The 6,298-nt window shown below is 67.7% G+C and carries 6 protein-coding genes; 3 read left to right on the forward strand and 3 right to left on the reverse strand.

The genetic code is table 11. The features are described from left to right. The first annotated feature begins 60 nt into the window (after positions 1-60). Positions 61-1,269, forward strand: a complete 1,209-nt coding sequence (locus VD972_RS11895) for a hypothetical protein (protein WP_324985491.1) — start codon at positions 61-63, stop codon at positions 1,267-1,269. Positions 1,270-1,564: 295 nt separating this feature from the next. Here VD972_RS11895 and VD972_RS11900 read toward each other — a convergent pair whose 3' ends face one another. Together VD972_RS11900 and VD972_RS11905 are read right to left on the reverse strand one after the other, a co-directional pair. After that, a complete protein-coding gene (locus VD972_RS11900; protein WP_324985494.1) occupies positions 1,565-1,687 on the reverse strand; it encodes a hypothetical protein in 123 nt (40 codons plus the stop codon). Between the two features lie 40 nt (positions 1,688-1,727). Next, a complete protein-coding gene (locus VD972_RS11905) occupies positions 1,728-2,369 on the reverse strand; it encodes a YdeI/OmpD-associated family protein (protein ID WP_324985497.1) in 642 nt (213 codons plus the stop codon). Positions 2,370-2,593: 224 nt separating this feature from the next. Between VD972_RS11905 and VD972_RS11910 the strand changes: the two genes are divergently transcribed. Next, positions 2,594-2,986, forward strand: coding sequence for a hypothetical protein (locus tag VD972_RS11910; protein ID WP_324985500.1), 393 nt, complete (start codon positions 2,594-2,596; stop codon positions 2,984-2,986). 17 nt (positions 2,987-3,003) lie between these two features. Here VD972_RS11910 and VD972_RS11915 read toward each other — a convergent pair whose 3' ends face one another. After that, positions 3,004-3,897, reverse strand: coding sequence for a peptidoglycan-binding protein (locus tag VD972_RS11915; protein ID WP_324985502.1), 894 nt, complete (start codon positions 3,895-3,897; stop codon positions 3,004-3,006). 1,070 nt (positions 3,898-4,967) lie between these two features. Here VD972_RS11915 and VD972_RS11920 point away from each other — a divergent pair. Further along, the coding region (locus tag VD972_RS11920) for a kelch repeat-containing protein (protein WP_324985505.1) at positions 4,968-6,298 on the forward strand (1,331 nt) is incomplete at its 3' end.

Below are 6,298 nucleotides of genomic sequence, written 5' to 3' on the forward strand. Positions count from 1 at the left end.
CGAACGTGTGGAGAACTCACCGTAAGTGAATACGGGCCTTACGAGACCGTCATCGTCAACATGCTCAACACGTTGCGAGTGATGCTGTTGTCCGCCCTGTCGGCCACGTCCGCGACCGCGGCGTGGGCCGACGCCCCTGTGTCGCCAGTGCCGATCATCGCCGTCGACGCGGGGACCGTCATCCACGTTGACACGAACGGCTCGCGAGTCCTCGCTGACTGCCATGAGGTCAGCGAGCTTCGAATCCTCGCAGGTCCTGAGCGGGGCCAGATCCAGCGCACGTCAAGACCGTGCCAGCTCGGGAGCCTCGTCGTGCACCCGCCCACAGGGCGCTGGGCGCAGGAGGCATTGGTCACTGGCAGCACCGGCCCTAGCCGCACGGTGAGCGTCATGGTGTCTGGCCGCGAGGTCGCCCTGCCCACCGACAAAGCAGGCCGCATCAAGCAAGGCGATCTCCTCATCCTGGGTGACGGCAACGGAGTCGTGGCGGTCACCTCTGGCACTCCGGAGATGTGGACTGCCGATGGGACCTACCGCGAACAGAGCCCCGTGGCGTTCACGCCGGATGGCTCTCGCGTGCTCGTGACCGCGGGCGCTTCGGGACTACGCGACTTCTGGAGTTGGAGCTTCGCTCCTCGGCCCGACGGCGTTCGCGTGCTCCCTTCCGGCATGACCGACAGCGAAGGCAACCACGTGATCAGCGGTGAGCCCCGCATCGTGCTGAGGCATCCCCGCGGTGGCGTCCGCCTTGCCACGCTGGACCCTACGGGCAAGCGGCCGTGGAAGGTCGGCTCTCCCTTGAGACAGGAGCGCCGCGGGCTGCTGACGCCCCTGGTGCTCGGGGAGACGATGGTCTTCTATCGCGAGGGCGCGTGGCCGCCAGAAGGAGCTGGCTGCGATGAGTCGAATCCCGGCACCTACCGGCGCCTCGAGCTGAGCACCGGCCAGGAGCGGGTCTGGCGACGTCACGAGGGAGAGTGCAGCACGAGAGACTTCGTCGCGGCAAGCTTGCTCCGGCGGACCGTGTATTTCCTCGAGGGCCACATCTACCGCGGCTTCCGTCTGTTTGAGTACGACCTCGCTCGCGACGCGACCCGCGAGATAGAGCTTGAGGGGGTGTCCAAAGTACTCGACATCAGCGCGGATGGACGGATGCTCCTCGTGCTCACGTACAGCGGGCTCGTGCTGCATGACGTCGTCGAAGGGAGCTCGACCAGGCTGACAGGAGTGGCGGGCGCCACCCGTGCGCGGCTGCTCGCTCTGCCTTGAATACAGATTTCGCCGGCGCGCCCTTCCCATGGCGTCACTCCGTTTCCTTCGAGTCCGCCTGATCCGTCCGTCTGTCAGAGGGATTCTGCCCGCGACTCCACCTGTCGCTGAAGAGCACCCGCTCCCAGTCTAGAGGAGGTCCGGTGCGCATCGGACGGATCACTCCGCCACATAGAGTTCGCCGCTGCGGCCGACGTTGCCCGGCGACAGAGGTGGTTCGAAGGAGAAGCCTCCTGGCGCGCCGCGCTGCGCCGCTTCCCGCTGGGGAGCCACCGCTGAACCCGCACTGGCGCCTTCATCGTCCATCGTCCGTGGAGAGGCCCAGCGCCATGATGGCCAGTGTCCCCAGGCCGCAAAGCCCGCACGACGCGCCGGCAGCGATCAACCCCCAGACGAGCAGCTTGTTGGTCTTGGCCATGGCGGCTCACGATAGTGGATCGCGGAGAGGCACCGCAGCATCAGGGATGCAGCTTCTCGTGCCGGGCGAGCATCTTGACAAACTGAGCGATGCGCCTGGCGCGGGTCTCAGGTTTCTTCGCAGTATGGATCCGGAACAGCACCGCGTAGCGGTTCGCCGAGTTGAGCGTGGCGAAGAAGTCGGCTGCGTGGGGGTTCGCGGTGAGCGCGGCCGCCAGATCCTCGGGCACGGCCATGCGGCTCTGCGAGTCGTAGGCCGCCTCCCAGCGTCCGTCTCGCTGCGCGCGCTCGACCTCCGCGAGCCCTGACGGTTTCATTTTGCCGGCCGCGATGAGCGCCAGCGCCTTCTCGCGGTTGATCTTGGACCAGATGCTCTTGGGGCCGCGGGGCGTGAACTTCTGGAGCCACGCCGTGTCGTCGAAGGCCACCTTCTGGCTATCGATCCAGCCCCACGCGAGCGCCTCCTCCAGCGCCTCCGCGTAGGTGATCGACTCGATCCCCGAGGCCTTCTTGGCGAGCTTCAGCCACACGCCACGTGAAGACGCATGTTTCGAGGCGAGCCAGTCGGCCCACGCGCGCGGCTGCGCAAAGGACGCGATCGGTATCTCTCCCCCGGCAGGCACCTTCTGCGGTGGCTTCTTCGTCTGCGTCGCCTTCTTCGCGGCCTTCTTCTTCGCGCTCATCCAGCCCCCATGTGTCACGGGGGCAATACCACGCATCGCGGAGCCTGGAGGAAAGGGGAAAAGGGACCGGGCCACTGGACCCGACCTCCTCGCTGTGCTCTCCGGCAGACATCTCGAACCTCGAGGGGGACGCGCTCGGGTTCCGGTACGTGGTGAGACGCCTGTCTGGGCAAGAGCATCTTCGAGAGCGTCCAGCGCCGAGGAGCGGCAAGGAGCTCGCCGTCGTGGAGATTCCCCCAAGCCATGCCACAGACCGGCTGGTGCTGGATGCCGAGGGAGGACTGTGGCTCGAGGACGGGACGGACTACCTGGGCGAGCGGCTCCAGAGTGGCTTGCGCCTTCTGCCCTCGGGGAAGCTCGAGTCGCACGTGCGCTCGTGCCTGGATCAGACGCTCGTGCGGCACGTGGCGGGTGTCGAGCTGGAGGTCACCTCCTCCTACGTGCGCCGTGGGGACAGGGCCCTGTCACTGCCTCTGGACCCCGAGACGCGCAGACCCGCCTGGGTGAGGGCAGGACCCGCCTGGGGGCGCCGGTTGCTCATGCGGCACCACGGAGAGCACCTCCCCCAGCCGGCGAGGCAGGTGTGGCACGCAGTGGAGCTCGACGGACTGCTCTGATAGCCGCAGTCGAAAACCTAGATCGGCATGAAGACCTTGAAGCCGCTGCGGCCGCTCGCGCCCAGGGTGTTGCTCTCCACGAAGTCGCTGTAGGAGCTGCGGCCGTCGCCCGAGGTGATAGCGGTATGGCCGTAGATGCTGCCGAGGCGGGTGGAGGTCTTCTCCCAGGTGAGCACGAGGCCGGGGATCTTCAGCGCTTCGGCAAGCGACAGGTTCACCTGCTTGAACTTGTTCCTCGGCAGATTGTTGTCGATCTGGTTGCCGTTGCCCCACACCTTGATGCCGTAGGTGTTCTGAATGGCGCGGCTCACGCCCGTGGCGCAAAGGCCCTGGCTCGAGTGGCCACCCATGCTCAACGCCACCGAGCGGGCGTTGTTGGCGAGAGCGGAGTTGCCGTGCACGCCACCGGTGCCGGGGGTCGTGGGCGTGCCGCCCACCGTGATGCCGAGCTGGCTCCAGGTCTTCGGCCCGACGACGCCATCGGCGACCAGGCCCTTCGCGCTCTGGAACGCTTTCACCGCTGCGGTGGTCTTCGGACCGAACTGGCCATCCGCCGCACCGGCATTGAAGCCGAGCTGATTGAGCCGGTTCTGAAGCGCGGTCACCGGAGCGCCACTTTGGCCCTGCTTGAGCGTGGGACCGCTACCGCCCGGAGCTGCGGTCAGCTTCGCCCACGTCTTCGGCCCCACGATGCCGTCGGCGACGAGGCCCTTCGCGCTCTGGAAGGACTTCACCGCGGCGGCCGTCTTCGGACCGAACTGGCCGTCGACCGCGCCCGGCGAGAAGCCCGCGTTGGCCAGCGCCTGCTGAAGGGTCTTCACCGACGCGCCGGACGAGCCGAGCTTCAGGGTGGGCTGCGCAGGTGAACTCGCTGCGGAGATGTTGCTGCGCGGGGCGGCGGAGACACGCATTTCCAGATCCTCGTAAAGTGTGACAGTCGGGAGGTTATCGACCTCAGGGGGCTGAAAGTTGCGGAGCTCGGACGAATAGGGGTGTGTTGAGAGGCAGAGGAGGGCAGCTGACGAGTGCCGGAGAGCCGAGTGCGACGTCGGTGAGCCCACCGCGCAGCCCTATAGGGTAGACGCCTGCTCAAGCCGCCCTGCCATGAGGAGGCGGCAAGAGATGGGCCACTGCTGCTGTGGACTCAAACCCACGAGTTGTGGGGTGGCCCCCGTGCCGGGGCCAGCCTCCCAGGCTGCGAGGGCAGTCCCAGGTGCTCCAGAATGGCACGTACCCCACCGGGAGCCGTCAGATACGCCAGCACCCGGCGCCTGCCTCCACACCTGCCGCACGCGAACACGTCTAGCGCGAAGCTGCTGCGTAGCAGCCCGGCCCAATCCAGCCGCGGCGTGCGCTCCTTGGTCGGCTCCTGCCTCGCCGCTGCTAAAGGCGGCTCAATTGCCTCTTCCGGCTTCGGCTCTGCCCCCGCTTGAGGGAACTCCGCTCCGGCCTCACTCCCAACTCGTCCGACTCGACCTCGCGACCACCGCCGAGCACGGCACCTCTCCCTCCTCAAGCCCCGGCTGCACGTCGCTGACCGGACGGATACCCCCAAGGGGGCTGCGAGGCCTCTCCACCGGCCTGGCGCACAGCCCACACGTCCCCTCAGCGGCCCTCCTCGGCCCCTCTGCACCAGCCCTCACCCTCAACAGGCCTCCCATTCGCCCTATGCGTTATGCGTGAAACCTTTCAGGCAATACGGAGAGTGTTGACCGAGTCACCAGTGGTGATGTAGGCGGGTGCAATACCGTCACCACCCAGCAGAAAGGGCAGCCTCCAGGAAGCTGGCGCGGGACGAAGCCCATGCCATCGCATGGCATCACTGAGAGGGGAGTCGATGTACCGGCCTGCACTTGTCTGTCTCATGGGTCTGGGACTCGTAGTCGCTGCTGCGCGTTGCGGCACCAGCGTGGTGGAAGAGGGGCCCGCGCTGCTCACAGAGCAGTCCGCATTGGCAGGGACGTGGCAGGCGACGGGGGCCATGCCCCAGGCGAAGCGTTACCACGCCGCGACGGTGCTGAGCTCCGGCAGGGTGTTGGTGACGGGCGGTTGGGGCAGTGGCTTTCAGGCCTCGGCGGTGGTGTACGACCCCGCGACAGGAACGTGGTCCAGCGCCGTTTCGATGGCGACGGCACGGCAGGCGCACGTGGCCGTCCTGCTGCCCACGGGCAAGGTCCTGGTGGCTGGAGGGGAAAACAGCGCCGGAGTCCTAGGGACAGCGGAGGCGTACGAACCGGCGTCTGGGAACTGGACGGGGGCTGGGAGCCTGACCCAGGCGCGCGCGTACGCGGCCGCCACGGCGCTGCCCTCGGGAAAGGTGCTGGTGGTGGGCGGGTCGACGTCTGGCGGCGCCCAGCGCACGGTGGATGTGTATGACCCAGGCCCTGGGACGTGGAGCGCGGGAGCCCAGCTGCTGACGCCGAGGCGGAGCCACACTGTGACGGTGCTGGGCAACGGGAAGGTGCTGGTGGTGGGAGGGTGGAGTGGGGGAGCGGCGCGGGCGGCGGAGGTGTACGACCCGGCGACGAACAGCTGGAGCGCGACGGGTTCGCTGAGCACGGCGCGGCAAGACCATACGGCGACGCTGCTGCCCTCGGGGAAGGTGTTGGTGGTGGGCGGGCGTAACAGCAACGGAGCGTTGGCGAGCGCGGAGTTGTATGACCCGGCGACCGGGACGTGGAGCGCCGCGGGGACGATGGCGGGGGCGCGAGCCTCGCACACGGCGACGCTGGTGGGGAGCAAGGTAGTGGTGGCCGGAGGAGACACAGGAACGTGGGGTACGGGCCTGGCGAGCGTGGAGGTGTACGACGCGACGGCGGGGACGTGGACGACGACCGGCTCGATGATCGGTGCGCGCAGCTTCCATGTGGCGGCGTTGCTGAGCGCCAGCAACCAGGTGCTGGTGGCGGGAGGGCACGCGGGCTCGGTGTCAGCGACGGCGGAGCTGTATGACGCCGGCGCACCGCCAAACCCATGCACCAACACCTACTACCGTGACGCGGATGGGGATGGGTACGGCAATGCGGCGGTAAGTACCCAGGCGTGCTCCGCGCCAGCGGGCTACGTGACCAGCTCCTCGGACTGCAACGACGGCAATGCCAGCGTGAAGCCCGGCGCCACCGAGGTGTGCAACGCGGTGGACGACAACTGCAATGGCACCACGGACGAGGGAGTGGGCACCACCTACTACCGGGACGCGGATGCGGATGGGTACGGTAGTGCCTCGGTGAGCACCCAGGCTTGCTCCATGCCGGCGGGCTACGTGTCCAACTCCAGTGACTGCAACGACGCCAACGCCAGCGTGAAGCCCGG

It is taken from the genome of Hyalangium sp., from assembly GCF_035629615.1.
Lineage (GTDB): Bacteria > Myxococcota > Myxococcia > Myxococcales > Myxococcaceae > Hyalangium.

Excerpts from the sequence above, each read along its gene's own strand:
- VD972_RS11895 (WP_324985491.1), top strand. The coding sequence starts at position 61 with ATGCTCAACACGTTGCGAGTGATGCTGTTGTCCGCCCTGTCGGCCACG.
- VD972_RS11900 (WP_324985494.1), bottom strand. The coding sequence starts at position 1,687 with ATGGCCAAGACCAACAAGCTGCTCGTCTGGGGGTTGATCGCTGCCGGC.
- VD972_RS11905 (WP_324985497.1), bottom strand. The coding sequence starts at position 2,369 with ATGAGCGCGAAGAAGAAGGCCGCGAAGAAGGCGACGCAGACGAAGAAG.
- VD972_RS11915 (WP_324985502.1), bottom strand. The coding sequence starts at position 3,897 with ATGCGTGTCTCCGCCGCCCCGCGCAGCAACATCTCCGCAGCGAGTTCA.